General features: G+C 62.9%; 17 protein-coding genes and 1 riboswitch. Of the genes, 14 read left to right on the top strand and 3 right to left on the bottom strand.

Annotated features, from left to right (window positions below; genetic code table 11):
• Positions 1-54 precede the first annotated feature (54 nt).
• A riboswitch (Fluoride riboswitch) is annotated at positions 55-132 on the top strand.
• Positions 133-223: 91 nt separating this feature from the next.
• Together KIH75_RS04095 and KIH75_RS04090 are read left to right on the top strand one after the other, a co-directional pair.
• Entirely contained in the window at positions 224-685 is a 462-nt protein-coding gene (locus tag KIH75_RS04095; protein ID WP_219055524.1) for a FluC/FEX family fluoride channel, read from the top strand.
• The gene (locus KIH75_RS04090) at positions 682-1,053 is read left to right on the top strand and encodes a fluoride efflux transporter FluC (RefSeq protein ID WP_219055523.1); all 372 of its coding nucleotides are present in this window, start codon (positions 682-684) and stop codon (positions 1,051-1,053) included. The genes KIH75_RS04095 and KIH75_RS04090 overlap by 4 nt, the downstream gene beginning before the upstream one ends.
• 34 nt (positions 1,054-1,087) lie before the next feature.
• Here KIH75_RS04090 and KIH75_RS04085 read toward each other — a convergent pair whose 3' ends face one another.
• Positions 1,088-2,251 (bottom strand): PucR family transcriptional regulator, encoded by a 1,164-nt coding sequence (locus KIH75_RS04085; RefSeq protein ID WP_219055522.1) that lies wholly within the window; start codon positions 2,249-2,251, stop codon positions 1,088-1,090.
• A gap of 302 nt (positions 2,252-2,553) precedes the next feature.
• On the opposite strand from KIH75_RS04085, the gene KIH75_RS04080 reads away from it, so the two are divergent.
• From KIH75_RS04080 to KIH75_RS04070, 3 genes are all read left to right on the top strand, one after another.
• Positions 2,554-3,771, top strand: a complete 1,218-nt coding sequence (locus tag KIH75_RS04080; protein ID WP_219055521.1) for an aspartate aminotransferase family protein — start codon at positions 2,554-2,556, stop codon at positions 3,769-3,771.
• A 45-nt stretch (positions 3,772-3,816) separates the two neighbouring features.
• Positions 3,817-4,407 (top strand): cytidylate kinase-like family protein, encoded by a 591-nt coding sequence (locus tag KIH75_RS04075; protein WP_219055520.1) that lies wholly within the window; start codon positions 3,817-3,819, stop codon positions 4,405-4,407.
• An 81-nt stretch (positions 4,408-4,488) separates the two neighbouring features.
• On the top strand, positions 4,489-7,161 hold the full coding sequence (locus KIH75_RS04070; RefSeq protein WP_219055519.1) for a bifunctional amino acid transporter/iron-containing alcohol dehydrogenase: 2,673 nt from the start codon (positions 4,489-4,491) through the stop codon (positions 7,159-7,161).
• Positions 7,162-7,293: 132 nt separating this feature from the next.
• On the opposite strand, the gene treR is transcribed toward KIH75_RS04070, so the two are convergent.
• Complete coding sequence (treR, locus tag KIH75_RS04065; protein ID WP_219055518.1) at positions 7,294-8,010, bottom strand: trehalose operon repressor; 717 nt, start codon at positions 8,008-8,010, stop codon at positions 7,294-7,296.
• A 238-nt stretch (positions 8,011-8,248) separates the two neighbouring features.
• Here treR and treP point away from each other — a divergent pair, with 238 nt between their 5' ends.
• The 9 genes from treP to KIH75_RS04020 all read left to right on the top strand — a co-directional run bounded on the left by treP (position 8,249) and on the right by KIH75_RS04020 (position 18,274).
• Positions 8,249-10,246: a PTS system trehalose-specific EIIBC component gene (gene treP, locus KIH75_RS04060; protein ID WP_219055517.1), complete on the top strand. Its 1,998-nt coding sequence runs from the start codon at positions 8,249-8,251 to the stop codon at positions 10,244-10,246.
• Between the two features lie 93 nt (positions 10,247-10,339).
• Positions 10,340-12,034: an alpha,alpha-phosphotrehalase gene (treC, locus tag KIH75_RS04055; RefSeq protein WP_219055516.1), complete on the top strand. Its 1,695-nt coding sequence runs from the start codon at positions 10,340-10,342 to the stop codon at positions 12,032-12,034.
• A gap of 185 nt (positions 12,035-12,219) precedes the next feature.
• Positions 12,220-12,894, top strand: a complete 675-nt coding sequence (locus tag KIH75_RS04050) for a Pr6Pr family membrane protein (protein WP_219055515.1) — start codon at positions 12,220-12,222, stop codon at positions 12,892-12,894.
• A 142-nt stretch (positions 12,895-13,036) separates the two neighbouring features.
• Complete coding sequence (gene bsh / locus KIH75_RS04045) at positions 13,037-13,984, top strand: choloylglycine hydrolase (RefSeq protein WP_219055514.1); 948 nt, start codon at positions 13,037-13,039, stop codon at positions 13,982-13,984.
• 157 nt (positions 13,985-14,141) lie between these two features.
• Entirely contained in the window at positions 14,142-14,555 is a 414-nt protein-coding gene (locus KIH75_RS04040; RefSeq protein WP_219055513.1) for a GNAT family N-acetyltransferase, read from the top strand.
• Positions 14,556-14,706: 151 nt separating this feature from the next.
• The gene (locus tag KIH75_RS04035; protein WP_219055512.1) at positions 14,707-15,333 is read left to right on the top strand and encodes an MptD family putative ECF transporter S component; all 627 of its coding nucleotides are present in this window, start codon (positions 14,707-14,709) and stop codon (positions 15,331-15,333) included.
• Positions 15,333-16,019, top strand: a complete 687-nt coding sequence (locus KIH75_RS04030; protein WP_219055511.1) for an energy-coupling factor transporter transmembrane component T — start codon at positions 15,333-15,335, stop codon at positions 16,017-16,019. Before KIH75_RS04035 ends, KIH75_RS04030 begins: the two co-directional genes overlap by 1 nt.
• Before the next feature lie 44 nt (positions 16,020-16,063).
• Positions 16,064-17,539, top strand: a complete 1,476-nt coding sequence (locus KIH75_RS04025) for an ABC transporter ATP-binding protein (protein ID WP_476695623.1) — start codon at positions 16,064-16,066, stop codon at positions 17,537-17,539.
• A 75-nt stretch (positions 17,540-17,614) separates the two neighbouring features.
• Positions 17,615-18,274, top strand: a complete 660-nt coding sequence (locus KIH75_RS04020; protein WP_219055510.1) for a hypothetical protein — start codon at positions 17,615-17,617, stop codon at positions 18,272-18,274.
• Between the two features lie 63 nt (positions 18,275-18,337).
• Here KIH75_RS04020 and KIH75_RS04015 read toward each other — a convergent pair whose 3' ends face one another.
• On the bottom strand, positions 18,338-19,342 hold the full coding sequence (locus KIH75_RS04015; protein WP_219055509.1) for an alpha/beta hydrolase: 1,005 nt from the start codon (positions 19,340-19,342) through the stop codon (positions 18,338-18,340).
• Between the last annotated feature and the right edge of the window lie 7 nt (positions 19,343-19,349).

Genomic DNA, 19,349 nt, shown 5'->3' with positions numbered 1-19,349 from the left:
CATCGCGTCCGCATGGCGAATGGCCGCGCAGACGTATCCGCACCGCGGATATACTTGGGTTCCGGCGATGGGACTCGCCTGGGGCCGGTAACGGCTCCGAACCGCGATTGGGCTGACGGTTCCTACGACGTGCGGGCGTGCCGTACCTTGCGGCATCCGGAAGACACGGCGTCGCCGACCGCGGTCGCCGCATGGGCGCGGCGCCCCGCGGAAAAGAGAGCAAATGACGCGACAACATTTCATCCGCTTCGATCTCGTATGCGTGGTGTTCCTCGGAGGCTGCATCGGCACGGCGCTGCGCTACGCGCTGTCCGGCATGGCCGATCTCGGCTCGTTCCATATCGGCACGTTCACGGCCAATATGATCGCCTGCTTCGCGTACGCGATGCTCTCCGCCTGGCTGGGCGGAACCGGCAGACTGGCAGGTAGGGCGAAGGAATACGTGAACCGCGGGTTCGGCATGGGCATGTGCGGCGGCCTGTCCACCATGTCCACGCTCGCGCTTGAGGAGTTCATGATGCTGCGCGGCGGCGACGCGGCGGGTTGCGCGCTGTACTGCTGCGTGACGTTCGTCGTGGGCTGCATGCTCGCCTACGCCGGTGTGCTTGCCGGGCTGCGCCTCGCCGGTGTGGAAGGCGAACCCGGCGGCAAGGCAGGCAAGGCCGGGAAGGAGGCGAGCCGATGAACACGCTCATCGCCATTTCGGTATGCCTGTGCGGCGGCCTCGGCGCGGCCGCCCGGTACATCTGCGATTCCTATATCAAAGCCGCCTGGAAGAAAGCGTTCCCGCTGTCCACGTTCGCGATCAACATCGTCGCGGGCTTCCTGGCCGGTTTGGTCGCGGGATGGTATGCGAACTCGGCCATGTCGGGCCAGACGCGTCTGCTGCTGGCCACCGGTTTCCTTGGAGGGTTCTCCACGTTCTCGACCATGATGAACGAATCCGTGACGCTGCTGCGCGGCGGACGGGCCGCGGTGTTCGCCGGGTATATGGCGGCATCGATCATCGTGCCCGTGGCGGCCGCCGCGTTCGGATTCCAATGCGTCATGTGAATCACGGCCCGCGCGGCGGCCGGGTCGTGCGACGTCACATCATGTCCATGAGCATGTAGCCGAGCATCAGCTGCATGCGGTTCTTCAACTGCGACAGGTCCATGCATAGGATCTCGCCGGCCTTGGCGATCTTGTAGTTCACGGTGTTGCGGTGGACGAACAGGTCTGCGGCGGTGTCGCGCACGCTGCCGTTATGGTCAAGATAGCTGCGCAGCACGTCGGTCAGATCGGCTCCGTTCTCCTTGTCGTATTCGAGCAGCGGCCCCAGCACCTGCCGGTAGTATTCCTGCGATATCTCCGGATCCTCCACGCCGAGCAGCACGCGGTAGGCGCCGAGATCGTCGAAGAAGTTGAGCCGATCGTCCAGTTTGCCCCTCGCCTGCAGTTTCAGGATGGATTCGGCCTGGCGGTGGCTTTTGCAGATGCATCGGATGCTTTGCGTCAGCTTGCCGACGCCAATCGAAACGGTTTCCTTCCCGCGCAGCGCACGTTGCGCGGTCTCCAGCACGCCTCGCCCCACATCGCGTAGCTCCTCGGGGCCGGCGCAATGGACGACGGCCACGATCCGTTCCCATTCCCCGTACGTCGCGCTGAACCGGACGCGTCTGCGCAGGTATTTGCGCACGGTCTCGTTCATCGCGTCGATGCGCTTGTACGGGTCGTCGGCGAAATCGTCGAGCCGGATGATGATGACCGCGTAACGCCATTCGATCTCGAAATGGAATTCGGACAACGCGGGGATGTACAGCTCCTGCCGGTCCGGGTAGGAGATGGCGTTGCGGAACGCGTTGCCGATCATGCGGTCCTTCGTCTCCTCGTCGATGAGGCGGCGGCACAGCGGTCGGGCGATGCTTTCGAAGGCGACGTCCTTGGGAATGGCGAACAGGGGGAAGGCATGCTCCTCGCAGAAGGTCGTCACCTCCACGGGGATGCGTTCGATGTAATGGCCGGTGTCGAGGGCGACGCCGGCGGCGCCTCTCGCATACAGGGCGCGCACGTAGGAGAGCAGGTCGTCATCGCCGCGCAGGGCGACGCCGGTGGTGAGGATGAGCTCGTCGCCTCCCAAATAATCGCTGAGCATGGTGGACTCCAGCACATGCACCCAGGTGACCCGATGCGTGAGTCCATCGGCCCCGGCCAGCAGATCAAGCCTCGCCTCGGGGCATCCGTCCAGCAGTTCCCTCAATTCCAACGCCATGCGTAATCTCCCTGAAACATTGATGTAACGGCCTGTTTGCGGCCTATTGCGCGTTCATTTCGATGCTTCCGGAGCATATCGGCACCATATTGCGCCTTCCCGCGCGGGTCCGTATGCCGATACGGCCCGCCCATGTTAACGACACCGCGCCGATTGTGCTGGAGCACATTCGTTTTTGGGTCGGGGCGGCTGGAGAAGCGAAACGGAAACCAACATACTGAAGTCAGTTCACGCCGAAGAATCCAGCTGAACGGGCCGCGCGAACCACGGCCTACACCAAGCATCGCAAGGAGGGCAGCATCATGAAGCTGCAGGATACCGGACTGACTTTCGAAGACATCAAGGGCAAGGTCGACAAGTACATGATCGAAACCTACGAGCGTTTCGACTTCCTGGCCGACCATGCCAAGGGCGTCTACATGTACGACGAGAACGACACCCCGTACCTCGACTTCTACGCGGGCATCGCCGTCAACTCCGTCGGCAACTGCAACGAGAAGGTCGTCAAGGCCATCCAGGACCAGGCCGCCACACTGATGCAGACCTTCAACTACCCGTACACCGTGCCGCAGGCCCTGCTCGCCGAGAAGATCTGCACCGCCATCGGCATGGACAAGATCTTCTACCAGAATTCCGGCACCGAGGCCAACGAGGCCATGATCAAGATGGCCCGCAAGTACGGCGTCGAGAAGTACGGTCCGGAAAAGTACCACATCGTCACCGCGCGCGAATCCTTCCACGGCCGCACCTTCGGCGCCATGTCCGCCACCGGCCAGCCGGACAACGCCTGTCAGGTCGGCTTCGGCCCGATGACCGAAGGCTTCTCCTACGCGCCGTTCAACGATCTTGAGGCATTCAAGGCAGCTTGCAACGAAAACACCATCGGCATCATGGTCGAGCCCGTGCAGGGCGAAGGCGGCGTGCACCCCGCAACCCAGGAATTCCTGCAGGGCCTGCGCGAATTCTGCGATGAGAAGGGCATCCTGCTGCTGCTTGACGAAGTGCAGTCCGGCTGGGGCCGCACCGGCGCACTCATGTCGTACATGAACTACGGCATCAAGCCCGACATCGTCTCCATGGCCAAGGCGATGGGCGGCGGCATGCCGATCGGCGCCATCTGCGCCACCGAGGAGGTCGCCAAGGCGTTCACCATGGGTTCGCACGGCACCACCTTCGGCGGCCACCCGGTCTGCTGCGCCGCCTCGCTCGCCGCGGTCACCGAGATCATCGACCGCGACCTGCCCGGCAACGCCAAGAAGGTCGGCGCCTACTTCATCGACAAGCTCTCCAAGCTGCCGCACGTCAAGGAGGCCCGCGGCCAGGGCCTGTTCGTCGGCGTCGAATTCGACGGCACCATCAACGCCGTTGATGTCAAGCACGGCTGCTTCGACCGCAAGCTGCTCATCACCGCCATCGGCAAGGACGTGATCCGCATGGTCCCGCCGCTGATCATCACCGAGGAGGACGCCGACAAGGCCGTGGCCATCATCGCGGACACCATCGATTCCCTCTCCGAATGATTCCGGCCAGACCGGAGGAACGCAACGCATGAAAGGCGGAACGACATGAAACACATGGTCATCACCATCGGTTGCGAATACGGAGCCGGTGGCCCGGAGATCGGCAAAATGCTCGCCGACGCGCTCGGCATCGAATACTACGACCGCGATCTGGTCGACAAGATCGTCAACGATCTGGACGTCGACAAGGAGCTGGTCGAGAAGGCCGACAAGGCGACGAACGTGCCCTACACCTTCGAAACGACGCTGGGCCCGCGGTACGCGAACCTGACGAACCGGGTCATCTCGCTGCAATACCAGGCCATGCACAAGATGGCCGAGAAATCCTCCTGCGTGATCATCGGGCGCAGCGCGAACTACCTGCTGCAGGACCGCGACGATCTGGTCAACATCTTCATCTACGCGCCGGAGGAGGACCGGGTGCGCGCGGTGATGGAACACCAGTCGGTGAGCGAAGCCAAGGCGCGGGAGATCATCAGCTACAACGACGACCGCAATCGCAGCCGGCACCAGTACATCACCGGCACGAACCGCGGCGACCGCACCCAGCGCGACCTGCTGATCGACAGCAGCCTGCTGGGTTGGGAGAAAACCTGCCAGTATCTGCTTCTGCTGGTGGAAATGCTGAACGAATAACGCGCGATCAGCCGTGCGGCCCGAAGGGGTGAGGGCCGCACGGCACCGCCATCGCGCATCGCGTATTCGGAAGGAACGACGATGGAAACACACACTAGAACAAATTCGAAATTCAACAAGACCTTCAGCTCCATGGACATCCTGATGATCGCCTTCGGCGCCATGATCGGATGGGGATGGGTCGTTTCCACCGGTGATTGGATCGGCACGGCCGGCGTCGTCGGTGCCATGCTGGGCTTCATCCTCGGCGGCGTGATGATCTTCTTCATCGGCATGGCCTACGCCGAACTGACACCCGCCATGCCGGAATGCGGCGGCGAGCATGTGTTCAGCATGAGGGCCATGGGGCCGGTCGGTTCGTTCATCTGCACCTGGGCCATCATCCTCGGCTATGTGAGCGTCGTATGCTTCGAGGCGTGCGCGCTGCCGACCATCATCACCTACGTGTGGCCGCAGTTCCTGCAAGGCTACCTGTACACGGTCGCCGGATTCGATATCTACGCCACCTGGCTGGCCACCGCCATCGTCTTCGCGGTGTTCATCACCGTGATCAACATCATGGGCGCGAAAACCGCCGCCAAACTGCAGAACATCCTGACCCTCGCCATCGGCGCGGCGGGCATCCTGCTCATCGTGGCGTCCGTGTTCACCGGCAACCCCTCCAACCTGGAAGGGCAGATGTTCGCCGGCAGCGGCATGCAGGGCATGATGAGCACCATCATCAAGGTCGCCGCGGTCAGCCCGTTCTTCTTCATCGGCTTCGACGTCATCCCGCAGGCCGCCGAGGAGATCAACGTGCCGCTCAAGAAAATCGGCAAGATCCTGATCCTCTCCATCGTCCTCGGCGTCGGCTTCTACGCGCTGGTCATCTTCTCCGTCGGCTACGTCATGAACGGTAGCCAGATCGCCGCTTCCTACAACGGCAGCGGTCTGGTCACCGCCGACGCCATGGCGAACGCCTTCCACAGCACCGTCATGGCGAAGGTGCTGATCCTGGCCGGCATGTGCGGCATCATCACCAGCTGGAACTCGTTCATGATCGGCGGCAGCCGCGCCATGTACTCCATGGCCGAGTCCTACATGATCCCGAAGTTCTTCGGCAAGCTGCATCCGAAGACCAACACCCCGTACGTCTCCATCCTCGTCGTCGGCCTGCTCAGCGTGCTCGCCCCGTTCGCCGGCCGCAAAATGCTCGTCTGGATCGTGGACGCCGGCAACTTCGGCTGCATCCTCGCCTACTGCATGGTGTCGCTCTCCTTCATCATCCTGCATGTGAAGGAACCGACCCTGCCGCGCCCGTACAAGGTGAAGCACTGGAAGTTCATCGGCACCATGGCCGTGCTCATGTCGGCCATCATGATCATGCTCTACATCCTCCCGGGCACGGGGGTCACCCTCGCCCCGCAGGAATGGGCGATGGTCGCCGGTTGGACGCTGCTCGGCGTGGTGTTCTTCATCTTCAGCAAGCTCGTCTACAAGGAGAAGTTCGGCTACTACGCCCAGCTGGCCGTCAGCGAAACCGACAAGGCCGAAGCGGAAGGCGAAACGGCCAAGCCCGCACGCGCCGCGACCGCGATCATGGCCGCCGAGGCCAGCGCCCCGGACGAGTGGAGCCACGGCTTCGACTACTTCCTGCCGGTCAACCTGGTGTTCGGCCAGGGCAAGGTGGAGCAGGTCGGCAAGATCGCCACCGCCCACGGTTCGACCGCGATGATCGTCACCGGCGGCAACTCCGTCAAGCGCACCGGCACCTACGACAGGGTCCGCACGCTTCTTGAGAACGAGGGCATGAACACCGTCCTGTTCGACAAGGTCACCCCCAACCCGCTGACCACCACGGTCGAGGAGGGCGCGAAGCTGGCCGTCGAACGCCACGCCGACGTCATCATCGGCCTCGGCGGCGGCAGCGCCATGGACGCGGCCAAGGGCATCGCCTTCATGGCCAGAAACGACGGCCGCGTCACCGAATACATCTACGGCGAGAAGACCTCCAGCAAGGCCCTGCCGCTCATCCTCGTACCCACCACCTTCGGCACCGGTTCGGAATCCAACGGCTTCGCGGTCATGACCAATCCCGACAACGGCGACAAGAAGTCCCTGCGCAGCCCGGCGCTCGTCGCCACCGCATCCATCGTCGATCCCGATCTCATGCGCAGCATGCCGAGCGGTGTCATCGCGGCCAACGGATGTGACATGCTCTGCCATTGCATCGAGGCGTTCACCGCCAACAACGCCCAGCCGTTCACCGACGCGCTCGCGCTGTACGCGATCCCGCTGATCGCCAACAACATCGTGAGCCTGTACCGCGGCGAGGGCACCGACGAACAGTGGTCCAAGGTCTGCCTGGCCGGCACCATCGGCGGCATGGTGATCAACACCGCCGGCATCACGCTGGGGCACGCCATGGAGCATCCGGTCAGCGGTCTGAAGGACGTCACCCACGGCAAGGGTCTGGCTGCCATCGAACCCACGGCCATCGAGGCGACCTACCGGTACAACCGCTTCAAGTTCGGGCGCGTCGCCAGGGTGCTCGGCGGCTTCACCGCTGAGGATTGCGCACCGCGCATGAGAACGTTGCTCAAGGATCTCGACCTTGACGTGACCCTCACCGATCTGGGCATCACGAAGAAGGATATCCCGTGGCTGGCCGCCAACGCCCATAAGGTTTCGCCCGGCAACCTCGTGAACACGCCCGGTTCCGAACTCGTCACCACCGAGGAGTCGCTGGAACGGCTGTACGAGTCGATGCTCTGAGGGAGCACCCGAAGGGCCTGAAGCGAGGCGGGCCCGCACCGAACTACGGTGCGGGCCCGCCTTGTGTTGTGTCATGCCGTGAATCGCGCCGATGCGGCCGGTCGATTTGCCGTCCGGCTCGCCGTTTGCGGCCTAGCGTGTGGCGATGTCCTGGAAGCGGAAGTAGTCGGGCCGGTGCCGCGATTCGGTGTATTCGAACTGTTCGCCGTCCTCGTTGAAGGTTTGGCTGCTGACCACCGCCATACAGTTGTATTCTCCGAGCTTGAGGTAGGCCTTGTCGATCGGGTTGGCCAGTTCGACGGTGATGGTGCGTTTGCTTGTGCTGATGGTCATGCCGAGCGTGTCCTCCAGGTAGGCGTAGACGGAATGCGCCATGACCCGCACGCTGAGCCCGGGGACGAGATCGGTGCGGAAGTAGTTGTGGTCGATGATGAGCGGTTCGCCGTCCATGAGACGCAGGCGTTTCACTTCCGTCAGCTTCGTGCCGACGTCGAATCCGGTTCTGTGCGCCAGCGCTTCGTCCGCGGTGATTTCGGCGAAGCTGAGCACACGTGTGGAGGGCGTCTTGCGGTTGCGTTCCGCCGATTCCTGGAAGGATTCGATGGTGCCGACGGTGAACGCCGTCTTGTCGGTCGGCTGGAAGATGACGCGCACGCCTTTGCCTTGGATGGGGTGGACGTAACCGTCTTGGGCGAGCTGGGCGAGGGCCCTGCGCACGGTGTTGCGCGTGCATTCGTATGCGGTGGCGAGCGCGTTCTCCGACGGCAGGAGCGCCTGGTGGGGGAATTCGCCCTGTTCGATGCGCCGTTTCAGGTCTTTGTAGATGTCTTCGTATTTCGCCTTCGGCATGGTGTTCTCCATCTTGTTTAAACGACTGTGTCCATTGTAGGGCGTGTCGCGTTGCCTGCGGTCGGGCGAGCCTGTTTGCACATGTTGCGCGGATTGACAGGCCGACGTACGGTGGGATAATCTTGTTTAAACAAGTTTTCCTCTTGTTTAAACAGACTGGCGTGCGAGGGAGACGACGCAAGGATCGCGCACTGGTCGGCATAACCAAAGCACAGCGAAGTGGAGTCAAGGAATAACCATGGGCAAATACGAAGACGACGCGAAGCGCCTCCTGCAATACGTGGGCGGCAAGTCGAATATCAAGGCGGTCTCGCATTGCATCACCAGGATGCGGTTCGTGCTGGCGAACCCGGGCAAAGCCGACACCAGCCTCATCGAAGCGTTGCCCAGCGTCAAGGGCACGTTCACGCAGGCCGGCCAGTTCCAGGTCATCATCGGCAACGGCGTGGCCGATTTCTACAACGAGTTCACCGATCTGGCCGGCATCGAGGGCGTGAGCAAGGAGGCCGTCAAGGATGCCGCCAAAAGCAACCAGAACGTCCTGCAGCGCGTCATGGGCGTGCTGGGCGAGATCTTCGCCCCGATCATCCCCGCCCTCGTGTGCGGCGGTCTCATCCTGGGCCTGCGCAATGTGATCGGCGAGATCAACTTCTTCAACAACGGCACCCAGAGCCTGGCGGACATCTCCCAGTTCTGGAGCGGCATGTACCAGTTCCTGTGGCTCATCGGCGAGGCGGTGTTCCACCTGCTGCCGGTCGGTATCGTATGGTCCATCACCAAGAAGATGGGCACCACGCAGATCCTCGGCATCGTGCTCGGCCTGACGCTCGTCTCGCCGCAGCTGCTCAACGGTTTCTCCGTCGCCTCCACGCCGGCGTCCAAGATCCCGTACTGGGATTTCGGATTCGCCCACGTGCAGATGATCGGCTACCAGGGCCAGGTCATCGCGGCCATGATGGCGGGCTTCGTGCTGGTGTATCTCGAACGGTTCTTCCGCAGGATATGCCCCGAAGTCATCAGCATGATCGTGGTGCCGTTCTGCTCGCTGCTGCTCGCGGTACTCATCTCGCACACGATCGTTGGACCGATCGGCTGGAAGATCGGTGACGGCATCGCCAACATCGTGTATTCGGGCCTGACCTCCCCGTACCGCCTCGTCTTCGCCGCCATCTTCGGCCTGCTGTACGCGCCGCTCGTGATGACGGGCCTGCACCACATGACCAACGCCATCGACTCCCAGCTGATCGCGGCCACCGGCAGCACCATCCTGTGGCCGATGATCGCGCTGTCGAATATCGCCCAGGGGTCGTCCGTGGTGGCCATGTCCGTGCTGCAGAGGAAGAACAAGCGCGCCCAGCAGGTCAACGTCCCCGCGTTCATCTCCTGCTATCTGGGCGTCACCGAACCCGCGCTGTTCGGCGTGAACCTCAAATATGTGTTCCCGCTGGTGTGCGGCATGCTGGGTTCCTCCTGCGCGGCCATGATCTCGGTCGGTTTCGGGGCCGAGGCGTTGAGCATCGGTGTCGGCGGCATTCCGGGCATCCTGTCCATCAAGCCCCGTTTCTTCCTCGTCTTCCTCATCGCCATGCTCGTGGCCATGATCGTGCCGTTCCTGCTCACCCTGATGGTCGGCAAGGCGAAGCTGACCACATCCGAACGCGGCCTGGTCTCCGCCGAAATCGAGGGAGAGGGCGATTCCTCCGCCGCTTCCGCCGGCAGGAACGCCAAGACCGCACCCGCCAAGCCCGCCGCGCCTGTCGAACTCGTCGATGATGGCAAGGCCACCGCGATCGTGGACGGCAAGGTCATCCCGCTCAGCCAGGTGCCGGACGAGGTGTTCTCCAAGAAGGTCGTCGGCGACGGCGTCGCCTTCGAACCCGCCGGGAACGTGGTGCTGGCACCCGCCGACGCCACCGTATCCGTGGTCATGGCGGACACGCGCCACGCATGCGGTCTGAAACTCGCGAACGGCATGGAACTGCTCATCCACGTGGGCATCGACACCGTCTCCATGGGCGGTGACGGATTCGAATGCCTCGTCGGACTGGGCGACACGGTGCACCGCGGCGACCCGCTCATCCGATTCAATCCCGGGAAGATTCGCAAGGCGGGGCATCCGTGCACCACGATGCTCATCGTCACCGCCGAAGGGGGCGCGACCGGCGTGACGATGCGCTCCGGCGTCGACGCGAAGGCGGGTGCCACCCCGGTCATCACCTGGAGCAACCGGGCCTGACCGCCCCTAAGCCGACGCCTCTCATATGGGGCGTCGGCATCCTCGAACATAACGCGAACAACCGCACATAACGACCACGATCAAGGACACAACATGCAGCACAGCAACAAACCGGATGACTTCCGCAGGAGCGTCGTCTACCAGATCTACCCGAAATCCTTCCGCGACAGCAACGGCGACGGCCTGGGCGACATCAACGGCGTCATCGAGAAACTCGACTACATTAGGGATCTCGGCGTGGACTATATCTGGCTGACGCCGTTCTTCGTCTCGCCGCAGCACGACAACGGCTACGACGTGGCGGACTACTACAACATCGACCCGAGCTACGGCACCATGGAGGACGTCGAACGGCTCATCGCCGAAGCCGACAAGCGCGGCATCGGACTGATGTTCGACATGGTGTTCAACCATGTGTCGACCGACCACGAATGGTTCCGCAAGGCCATCGCCGGCGACCCGTACTACAAGGAGTTCTTCTTCTTCCGCAAAGGCAAGGGGGAGGGGCGCCCGCCGACCAACTGGGAAAGCAAATTCGGCGGCAGCGCCTGGCAGTACGTGCCCGAATTCGACGAATACTACCTGCACCTGTTCGACCGGAGCCAAGCCGACCTCAACTGGGAGAACGAGAACGTGCGCCGCGAGATCCGCAACATCGTCCGCTTCTGGATGGACAAGGGCGTCAAAGGCTTCCGCTTCGACGTCATCAACCTCATCAGCAAGGCGGCGTTCGAGGACGACCCCGAAGGCGACGGCCGCAGGTTCTACACCGACGGTCCGAAGATCCACCAGTACCTGCGCGAACTGAACGCGACGACCTTCGGCACCGACACACGGATCGTCACCGTGGGGGAGATGTCCAGCACCAGCATGGAGGAATGCTACTGGTATGCGGGGCGCACCACCGGCGAACTGTCCATGGTGTTCAGCTTCCACCATCTCAAGGTCGACTTCGCGGGCAACGACAAATGGGTGGTCGTCCCGCCCGATTTCGCCAAGCTCAAGCGCATCATGTTCGACTGGCAGACCGGCATGGCCGACCATGACGCGTGGAACGCGGTCTTCTGGTGCAACCATGACCAGCCGCGCGTCGTCTCGCGATTCGGCGACGACGGCCGGTATTGGCGGCAGTCCGCCACGATGCTGGCCACCATCATCCACTGCCTGCGCGGCACACCGTACGTGTACCAGGGTGAGGAACTGGGCATGACCAACGCCGATTTCACCCGCATCGACCAATTCCGCGACGTGGAAAGCCTCAACTACCATCGCATCCTGCAGGACAAGGGCCTGAACGCCAGGGACGCGATGCGCGTCGTGCAGATCCACTCGCGTGACAACGCGCGCACGCCCATGCAATGGGACGGATCGCGGTACGCGGGGTTCATGGACGAGCCGAAACGTGGCGCGCGGCATGCACGGCCGTGGATCGGCGTCAACGCGAACCACACGGTCATCAACGCCAAGCGTGAGGATGCCGACCCCGACTCCGTCCTGAACTACTACCGTGCGCTCATCGCCCTGCGCAAGAAGCTCGACGTGATTGCCTACGGCGACGTGGAACCGCTCGCGCTCGACCACCCTTCGGTGTTCGCCTACCGCCGCCGTTACGAAGGCCATGAGCTCATCGTGGCGGCGAACTTCCACGGCAAGGACTGCATGTGGGAGGGCGCGCCCGATCTCGCCGGATTCGAACGCGTGCTCGGCAACTACCCGGATCAGCGCGTCAAAGCGTACGCCCGTCGCGTGTTGCTGCGCCCCTACGAGGCTAACGTCTGGTACCGCTGAGCCGGTGCCGCCGAGAACCGTCGCCGGGCGGGCCGTCCACGATCCATCGTGAACGGCCCGCCCGGCGTTGTCCCCGCAGACCAGCGGTTCGATTCGCGTCACGGAGCCTGATATGAGACGTCGCGCCGATTTGCGGGCGCCCGTCGCTATGCTGTGTGGAGTTTTCGGAAAGGAAATCCCCACACATGTACATCCATTCAAGAACGGCGTCCATCGCCTACAAATTCATCGTGGCCTTCGTCGGCATCGCGGCCCTGCTGTATTCCGCGGGCCTGTGCGACGGGCATCTCAACAGTTCGTTCTTCTGCTATTTCACGAACCTGAGCAATATCGCCGTCGTCGCCTACCTGTGCGCCGCCGCCGTGGCCATGCTGCGCCGCGGCGGGCTTTGGCCCGAACCGTGGAGGCCGAAGCTCAAGCACGCCCTCATGCTCGCCATCACCGTCACTTGGCTGGTCGCGCATTTTCTGCTCGACCATGGCGGCGTGTTCGCAGGCGGCACCTTCCACTGGACATCCCTCGTACTGCATTACATCGTGCCCATCGGCATGATCCTGGACTGGCTGCTGTTCGACCGCAAGGGCACGATGCGCGCCGTCGAACCGCCGTTCTGGACGGTGTTCCCGCTGTGCTACCTCGTCTGCATCATGGTGGGCGTCTGGTGCTTCGGGCTGAACGTGCGCCCGGCCCAGCACAGTCGTTGGCCGTACGATTTCCTCGACTTCGACCATAACGGCGTGCCCGCCGTGACGCTCACCATCCTGCTGCTGATCGTCGGTTTCGTGGTGCTCGGGTACGTGTACATGCTGATCGACCATCTGATGGCAAGGAAGGGCGTGGTCTCGCAGCCGAACGCCTGACAGGCGTGTGCGTGCCCCGGGTGCCCGACCTGTCGCCGCTATTCCGCTGGCGAAACACGGTTTGCGCAACGAGGTGCGGGCGTAGAATGGCTTTCGTCGGCAGGCATCGGACCGGCCGACCAACCGATGAAGGAGTTTTCATATGTGCACTGGTATTCGCTTCACCGACGACGAAGGCAACATGGTCTTCGGACGCAACCTTGACTGGAGCTTCTCGTACGGCGAAACCATCCTGGTCACGCCCCGCGGCTTCTCCGGCGACTACGCGTACGGCGACATCGACGGCGAGCGCGGCCGTGCGGTGATCGGCGTCGGTGTGGAGATGGGCGGCATGCCCATGTACTTCGACTGCGCGAACGAATCCGGGCTGGCCATCGCCGGACTGAACTTCCCCGGCTACGCCTCGTTCGCCTCCGAACCGGAGAGCGGCCGCACCAACATCCTCACCGGTGAATTCCCGCTGTGGGTCGCCCGCAACTTCGACACCGTCGACGAGGTCGAGAAGGCGCTGGCCGGCGTCACCCTCGTCGCCCCAGACGATCCCAAGCGCCCCAAGTCGTTCCTGCACTGGTTCATCGGCGACGCCACCCGCAGCATCGTCGTCGAACAGATGGCCGACGGTATGCACATCCACCACGACAACGTGGACGTGCTCACCAACCAGCCGACCTTCGACTGGCATATGGAGAACCTGCGCAACTACATGAACGTCGGCAGCGACATGGCCGAACCCGTCACGTGGGGCGAACAGCGGCTCACCGCGTGGGGTGCCGGCGTGAGCATGCACGGCATCCCCGGCGATGTGAGCTCGCCGTCGCGTTTCGTGCGCGTGGCGTACACCAACACCCATTACCCCGTGCAGAGCGGCGAAACCGCGAACATCGCCCGGCTGTTCCACACACTCGGCTCCGTGCAGATGGTCGAAGGCATGGCCCGGATGGCCGACGGCAAGTACGAGAGGACCCTGTTCACCAGCGGCTACTACGCGAAGACGAACGCCTACTACATGAACACCTACGAGGATCCCGCCATCCGCACATACCCGCTCGCCGACTACGACCTCGACTCCACGGAGCTCATCAGGGCCTGACCGGCGCACCGCAAAACACCTGCACACATCACGGCAAGGCCGTTTCCTTTCGATGGGAACCTTCCACCCATCGAAAGGGAACGGCCTTGCCCCATATGCGCGCGGCTATCATCGCGACTGACCAACACAACGGACCCAGCGGGAAAGGCGCAAAACCATGACCATCACGTACACCGACGAGAAGCGATTCACCAAAGAGCAGACGCAGAAGCTGTTCCGATCCGTGGGATGGGTGTCGGGGGAATACCCCGAACGCCTGCACAAGGCGCTCATGGGATCGTCGACCGTGTTCACCGCATGGGACGGCGACCGCTTGGCCGGACTGGTGCGCGTCTTGGACGACACCGAAATGGTGGCGTACATGCATTACGTGCTCGTCGACCCCGAATACCAGGGGCACGGCATCGCAGGCCATCTCGTCGGCATGGTCAAGGAGAAATACCGCGACTACCTCTACATCGAGGTCATGCCCGAGGAAAGCAAGAACGCCACGTTCTACCAGAAGCACGGCTTCACAATCATGGAGGACGGCGTCGCCATGCAGATCTGCAATCCGGGGGAGCGCCGCTAAGCCAACGGTCCCATAGGCGCGAACGCCCCCGCAGCCTTACGAAACACTCGGAAACATTCGGAAATATTCGGAAAAATTGGGTATTGCCTTTTCACCCACACGCCGATACATTGGTGCGTTGGTCCGAAAACAACTCCCGAAAGGCCACGACATGCCCGAACGCATCGAACGGAACAACGCCACCCCATCCACACGCCTGACCATCCCCGACCTCATCACCATCGGCGTGTTCACCGCATTGTACTTCGTGCTCGTGGCCGTGGCCACACTGTTCAGCTCGGTGGCGCTCGCAGGCTTCGGCATGATCCTGCTGCCCGCCGTCTCCGCCCTGATCAGCGGCTGCGTGTACATGCTGCTGGTCGCCCGCGTAGGCAAATTCGGCGGCATTTCCATAATGGGCATCGTGGTGGGCCTGTTCCTGTTCATCTCCGGGCATTTCATCCTCTCCTTCGCGGCCAGCGTGGTGTTCCCCGTGGCCGCCGATCTGGTCGCCCGCGCCGGCGGATACAAAAGCAAGGCCGGCATCCTCGCCAGCTACGTGGTGTTCTCATACGGGCTGACCGGCCCGATCCTGCCCCTGTGGTTCATGAAGGACGCGTACGTGGCCAGCCTCGAAGCCCGCGGCAAGGACACCGCATACATCGACGGCGTGTTCGCGAACATCAACATGGGCACCTTCGCACTGTCCATGATCGCGATTCTGGTGTGCGCGCTCGCGGGCGGCTGGTTCGGCCAGCGCATGATGAGGAAGCATTTCGTCAAGGCCGGCATCGCCTGATGGTGCTTGACCCGCGCGCCAAACTGTATCTGCTGCTGCTCGCCAATCTGCTGCTGTTCTTCCACGCTTCGGTCACGGCGGAGGTACTGCTGGTGGCGATGCTGCTCATGTTGCTGCTCGCCGCGCGCAAATACGCGTCATGCGTCCGGCTCGGCGCAGTCTACGCGCTGCTGCTTGCCGGAACATGGGTGTCCACGTGGGATGACGGCAATGTCTGGCTGCACGCGTTGGGTCTGCTGTGCGTCGGCATCCGCATGATGATGCCCTGCCTGGTCGCGGGCGCGTACGCGTTCACCACCACGTCGTCCAGCGAATTCGTCTGCGCGATGCGCCGCATGCACGTTCCGGAATCGGTGGTGATTCCCTGCGTGGTGTGCATCCGTTTCTTCCCCACCATCCACAGCGACTACCGGCAGATCAGGAACGCCATGGCGTTGCGCGGCATCGCGCAAGGGCGGGCCGCGCTGCTGCGCCACCCGGCGCAATCGTTGGAATACGTTCTGATGCCGCTGCTGATGAACGCGGCCAACGTGGCGCAGGATCTTTCGGTTGCGGCATTGACCAAGGGATTGGGCATGCCGGGCGAGCATACCAGTCGCGTGCTGATCCGTATGCGCTGGTTCGACTGGGCGTGGATGCTCGCATGCACCCTGCCGTTGGCGTTGAACATGGGAGGACTGCTATGAGCCTCGACGAACCATACCAGCGCGGCGCCGGCATGGCGGGCGGCATGGCGGATGGCACGCCCATCGTGCGCACCGAGGACTGCTCGTTCTCCTACAACATCGGCGAAGATCATGCGGAGAACATCAACGCGTTGGCAACCATCACATGCACGATCAGGCAAGGCGAAGTGGTGGTGCTGTGCGGGCAGAGCGGTTGCGGCAAAACCACATACACGCGCCTGATCAACGGGCTCATCCCGAACTTCCATAACGGCATCCTGCGCGGAACGCACGAAACCTGCGGGCTTATGGCGGGCGAATCGACGATGGAACAATACGTGCCGCACGTGGGCAGCGTGTTCCAGAATCCGAAAACGCAGTATTTCAACGCGAACTCCACCGACGAAATGGCCTTCCCGCTCGAAAACCTCGGCATGGAACCGCAAACCATCAACGCGAGAATCCACGAGGTCGCCAGCCGCCTGCACATCGAACAACTGCTGGACCGCAACATCATGGCACTGTCCGGCGGGCAGAAACAACAGCTCGCGGTAGGCGTATCGGTAATGCTCGACCCCGAAACGGTCGTCATGGACGAACCGACCAGCAACCTCGACATGGGAGCCATCCGCAGACTGCACGACATGGTCGCGCAACTGAAAGCCGAAGGGCGCACCGTCATCATCGCGGAACACAGACTCGCCTGGTGCGCCGACATCGCCGACCGGTTCATCCTGTTCAACCACGGGCGGATCACCGGCGAATACACCGCGGCAACCATGCGCGCCATGCCGCAGGAACGCATCGCCGCATTGGGATTGCGCGCACTCGACACCACACCATACGAACACGCCGTGCAACGGATGGCCAACCACGCCACCGGCCCCGGCGAACCAACCACAACCCCGGTGATCGCCACCCGCGGCCTCAACGTCGGCTACCGCAAGGGACGACTCCGCAAAACCACCGCATTCGGCAAACGCATCGACGACTTCGACCTGCACGCAGGACGGATCATGGGACTGATGGGACTCAACGGTTCCGGCAAATCAACACTCGTACGCACACTATGCGGACTGCAACGACCACTGGAAGGCACCATACTGCTGGACGGCAAGCCAGCCAACCGCCCCCAACTCACCAAAGCCGGATTCCTCGTCATGCAGGACGTCAACTACCAGCTCTTCTCCGACAGCGTACGCGAAGAGACAATGCTGGGATGCGACGAAACGGACACCGGCACACGCCGCCGATGCGACGACGTGCTCGCCAGCCTCGACCTGCTCGACATGGCCGAACGACACCCCATGAGCCTATCGGGCGGCCAAAAACAACGACTGGCCATAGCATGCGCCCTCATGAGCGACAAACGACTCATCGTGCTCGACGAACCGACCAGCGGCCTCGACCGGCTGCACATGGAACAAGTCGGCGAACTGCTACGCAACCTGGCGGAACACGACAAAGCCGTACTCGTAGTCACCCACGACAACGAACTTGCCGCAGGATGGTGCGATCAGATCATGACCCTCACCCCATGAACCACGCACCATGAACCACGCGCAAACCGGCAACACAAACGCAACCACGCAAACGGACGAACGAAAGGAACACGCATGACCTTCCGGCCCAACGACTGGCAAGGGGAATGGATCAGCTTCGAACAAATCATCGAAAGCAACGACCCCAACCTCACCCAAGCATGGCACGAAGCCACACAAGCCATGCGCGGCAAACCACTCTTCGCCCTCATGATGCTCGGCGGCGCACAACGCTTCTGGAACAAAGCCTGCACCACCACCAGCAGGGAAAACCCCACACGCATCGGCGGATGGCGCATCGAAACCCCGAACAAGCAAACACCAGCGGAAACCCCCGGCCTCCGCCTGACCTGGCTCGACGAACACGGCGAACCACTACGCACACTCGACTACCAACTCGACCACATGCTCGAACACGGACTCGAAGGCAAACCCTGCTACGTATTCCACGCCACCCAACAACAACCACACAACCCATTCAACGTGCTCATCGCCATGGACCCCATGCCGGAACGCGCCGCGCTCGCCGACGGCGGATTGCTCAGCCACATGCATTTCCAGTACGCGTCCAGCGAGGGGAAGCTCATCAAAGGCGCGGGCGAGGGCGCGAAGCTCAAGCGCCGCATGTGGTACCCGACCATGTGCGCGGCGGAAGGCGGCCTGCTCGACCAGTGCAATATCGTGCGAGCGTTGCACCAGCTGCCGGTATGGACGGCGTTGCCGCACGCAGAGTGACCGTGTATGCCGGCTGTAGTGCAGGGCCGTGTGTGCGGGCCGCGCGTTGCCGCAGGTCGAACGTTACTGCAGGTCGAACGTGCGCCTGATGAAACCCTCCACCTTATGCCAGTACACGTCCGGTGCCACGGCCGAACTTTCCATATGGTCGGCGCCGGGCACGAGCAGTCGTTCACGGTCGATGCTGGAACAGGCGTCGTAGTTCATGGCGAGGAAGCGGGGGCTTACCATCCGGTCGCCGCCGCCGTGGATGAACAGCATGGGAATGACCGCATGTCTCAACGACTTGACGCAGGATGCCTCGGTGAAATCGTAGCCCGCGCGCTTCCGGCAGATCAGGCCGGCCGCATCCACGCAGGCCGCCGCCGCCAAGCGCGGCAGATGGAACATGGAATGCGCCATGTCGATGAACTCGTCGCGGGCGGAGGAATACCCGCTTTCCGCGATGCCCGCGACCACATTGCGCGGCAGGCGCGGGTCGCCCACCGTGTTCATCACCGTGCTCGCACCCATCGAACCGCCGTACAGCAGGATCCGCGCATCGGGGTCGCTGGCGACGATGAGACGGATCCAATCCAGCAGGTCGTTGCGTTCCAGCCAGCCCATGCCCACATAACGCCCCTCGCTGAGCTCATGGCCGCGCTGCGCCGGGGTCAGCACCGTGAATCCGAGACGGGCGTAACGATGCGCCCACTTCGCCATCTCCGCCGGGGCGCCGGTGTAGCCGTGCACGCAGATCGCGTAGGCGTGGGGCAGGGGAGCGACGCAATCCGGGTCGAACAGCCAACCATGCATGCGAAGACCGTCGGAGCTGACGATTCGCACCGGCTGCTTGGCCTGGTCGAACCATTCGCCGGCCTCCTTGGCCTCACCCATGTTCATCTTCTCGTTGCGGTCGGGCGCGATGAGGTTCCTATGGAAGATGGAGTTCTTGGACTGGGTGTCGATGGCGAACCGGAACATGCCGTCCGCGGTGGCGGCGAGCAGCCCCGTCGCCGCGAGCGTGGCCGCCGTGGCCGCAATACAGGAAGTACGGACGATATCGTGGGTGTCATGCTGCGTCATCATTGCCTCG

The sequence above is a fragment of the Bifidobacterium pongonis genome (assembly GCF_019331805.1).
In the GTDB taxonomy this organism is placed as follows: Bacteria; Actinomycetota; Actinomycetes; order Actinomycetales; family Bifidobacteriaceae; genus Bifidobacterium; species Bifidobacterium pongonis.
Note: the sequence above shows the minus strand (reverse complement) of the source record. Positions and strands in the feature narration are given on the sequence as shown.

What these genes read in the sequence shown, in the direction of transcription:
- KIH75_RS04095 (WP_219055524.1), top strand. Translation starts at nt 224, where the DNA reads ATGACGCGACAACATTTCATCCGCTTCGATCTCGTATGCGTGGTGTTC.
- KIH75_RS04090 (WP_219055523.1), top strand. Translation starts at nt 682, where the DNA reads ATGAACACGCTCATCGCCATTTCGGTATGCCTGTGCGGCGGCCTCGGC.
- KIH75_RS04085 (WP_219055522.1), bottom strand. Translation starts at nt 2,251, where the DNA reads ATGGCGTTGGAATTGAGGGAACTGCTGGACGGATGCCCCGAGGCGAGG.
- KIH75_RS04080 (WP_219055521.1), top strand. Translation starts at nt 2,554, where the DNA reads ATGAAGCTGCAGGATACCGGACTGACTTTCGAAGACATCAAGGGCAAG.
- KIH75_RS04075 (WP_219055520.1), top strand. Translation starts at nt 3,817, where the DNA reads ATGAAACACATGGTCATCACCATCGGTTGCGAATACGGAGCCGGTGGC.
- KIH75_RS04070 (WP_219055519.1), top strand. Translation starts at nt 4,489, where the DNA reads ATGGAAACACACACTAGAACAAATTCGAAATTCAACAAGACCTTCAGC.
- treR (WP_219055518.1), bottom strand. Translation starts at nt 8,010, where the DNA reads ATGCCGAAGGCGAAATACGAAGACATCTACAAAGACCTGAAACGGCGC.
- treP (WP_219055517.1), top strand. Translation starts at nt 8,249, where the DNA reads ATGGGCAAATACGAAGACGACGCGAAGCGCCTCCTGCAATACGTGGGC.
- treC (WP_219055516.1), top strand. Translation starts at nt 10,340, where the DNA reads ATGCAGCACAGCAACAAACCGGATGACTTCCGCAGGAGCGTCGTCTAC.
- KIH75_RS04050 (WP_219055515.1), top strand. Translation starts at nt 12,220, where the DNA reads ATGTACATCCATTCAAGAACGGCGTCCATCGCCTACAAATTCATCGTG.
- bsh (WP_219055514.1), top strand. Translation starts at nt 13,037, where the DNA reads ATGTGCACTGGTATTCGCTTCACCGACGACGAAGGCAACATGGTCTTC.
- KIH75_RS04040 (WP_219055513.1), top strand. Translation starts at nt 14,142, where the DNA reads ATGACCATCACGTACACCGACGAGAAGCGATTCACCAAAGAGCAGACG.
- KIH75_RS04035 (WP_219055512.1), top strand. Translation starts at nt 14,707, where the DNA reads ATGCCCGAACGCATCGAACGGAACAACGCCACCCCATCCACACGCCTG.
- KIH75_RS04030 (WP_219055511.1), top strand. Translation starts at nt 15,333, where the DNA reads ATGGTGCTTGACCCGCGCGCCAAACTGTATCTGCTGCTGCTCGCCAAT.
- KIH75_RS04025 (WP_476695623.1), top strand. Translation starts at nt 16,064, where the DNA reads ATGGCGGATGGCACGCCCATCGTGCGCACCGAGGACTGCTCGTTCTCC.
- KIH75_RS04020 (WP_219055510.1), top strand. Translation starts at nt 17,615, where the DNA reads ATGACCTTCCGGCCCAACGACTGGCAAGGGGAATGGATCAGCTTCGAA.
- KIH75_RS04015 (WP_219055509.1), bottom strand. Translation starts at nt 19,342, where the DNA reads ATGATGACGCAGCATGACACCCACGATATCGTCCGTACTTCCTGTATT.